The organism is Bradyrhizobium sp., from assembly GCF_049581145.1.
In the GTDB taxonomy this organism is placed as follows: Bacteria; Pseudomonadota; Alphaproteobacteria; order Rhizobiales; family Xanthobacteraceae; genus Bradyrhizobium.
The window spans coordinates 1-1,802 of the sequence record NZ_JBAURI010000661.1; the positions used below are offsets into that span (position 1 = coordinate 1).

General features: G+C 65.4%; 2 protein-coding genes. Both read left to right on the forward strand.

Annotated elements, in window-relative coordinates; genetic code table 11:
* A partial coding sequence (locus tag WCB02_RS21655; protein WP_423961271.1) for a methyl-accepting chemotaxis protein occupies window positions 1-519 on the forward strand: 519 nt, incomplete at its 5' end.
* A gap of 94 nt (window positions 520-613) precedes the next feature.
* On the forward strand, window positions 614-1,802 hold a 1,189-nt coding region (locus tag WCB02_RS21660), incomplete at its 3' end, for a HAMP domain-containing protein (RefSeq protein ID WP_423961272.1).

The window sequence follows — 1,802 nt, forward strand, 5'->3', positions numbered from 1 at the left end:
GCCAGCCGGATCGGCGAGGTGGTCGGCCTGATCAACACCATCGCGGCGCAAACCAACCTGTTGGCGCTGAACGCCACCATCGAGGCCGCGCGCGCGGGCGAAGCGGGACGCGGCTTCGCGGTGGTCGCCTCCGAAGTCAAGTCGCTGGCGAGCCAGACCGCGAAGGCGACGGAAGAAATCTCCGAACAGATCGCCGACATCCAGAAGGTGGCGGGGGAGGCGATCGACGCGATCAAGGGAATCGGCGGCATCATCGGCGAGGTCAACGAGGTCGCGACCACGATTGCGGCTGCCGTGCAGCAGCAAGGCGCCGCCACCCAGGAGATCACCCGCAGCACGCAGTTCGCGGCCCAGGGCACCAAGAACGTCTCCGACAACATCACCGGAGTCAAGACCGACGCCGATGCCGCGGCGGCCGCCGCCGAGCATGTCAACGATGCCTCCCAGACGCTGGAGACCCAGAGCCAGCATCTCGGCAAGCAGGTCACCGAATTCCTCGGCAGGATCCGCGCGGCCTGACGATGGCAATTCTGAAATCGCGCGATGTGTCGTTGCAGGTCGCAGGTCACCGCTTTTTTCGGGCCAGATGGCCTCATTCATTCCCGGAGCCACCATGTTGAATCGTTTGACCGTCTCCGCGCTGCTCAGGGCAGCGATCCTGGCCGCCGCCCTGATCATCATCGGTGGAATCTGGCTCAGCGCCTGGGAGGCCTGGCAGCGCCTGCAACTGGCCAATCGCATGACGGTCGTCGCCGAGATCTCGGCTGATCTGTTCAAGGCGATGAGCAAGATGCGCACGGATATGTCCACCACCAACCGGCAGCTGAACGCCGACCACATGGACAGCGACGTCGAAACATATCTGCGCGGGCTGCGCGACGCCGAAATGCCCGCGATGAGTAGCGGGCTGGCGCTGCTTGCGCGCGCCGAGTTCGCGCAGCAGGGCGCCCAGGTCGCCGAATTCGATCGCCTTCTCAAGACGCTGACCGCGCAGCAAAGCGAGTTCTGGGACGAAGTCCGCAAGCCGAAAGCCGCGCGCCGTCTCGCGCTGGCAAAGGAATATGTGACGACGGTCCAGGGGTTGCTCGACACGCTCGACGCGATATCCGGAAGCCTCGCCGCGGCGGTCGACCATCAGGACGCCACGATCGATCAACTGCTGGCGATCAAGCAGGATGCCTGGCTGTTGCGCAACACCGCCGGCGAAGCCTCGCTGATCGTCTCGACGTCCCTCAATGCCGGACAAATCACACCGGCCGCGCGCCAGAACTACACAAAGCTCGTTGGCGGCAGCGAAACCGCCTGGAAGGCGCTGGAACTGATCACGGCCAGCATGCAATTGCCGCCGGAGTTGTCCGGCGCGATGGCTGCGGCCAAGACCGCCTATTTCGAACCGGACTATCTCGCGCTGCGCGATCGCCTGATCGCAACGGTGGCAAGCGGAGAGAAGGCCGAGTTGACCGCGAACCAGTTCACTCCGCTCACGGTGGGCCGAATGTCCACCGCGGTCAAAGTCGCGGAGACCGCGCTGGACGCCGCCAAGGCACATAGCGCCGAACAGTCCTCCACCGCGCTGCATTCGCTGATCATGCAGCTCGGCTTGCTCGCCGGCGCGATCGCGCTGACGTTCGGCGCCATGACCATGGTCGGCCGCCGCGTCATCACGCCCTTGGTCACGATCCGCGATGCCATGCTCAAGGTGGCCGGCGGCGATCTCACCGTCTCCACCGGCTATGGCGAACGCCAGGACGAGATCGGCGCGCTCGCCGGCGCGCTGGAAACCTTCAAGCAGCAGGCCGAGG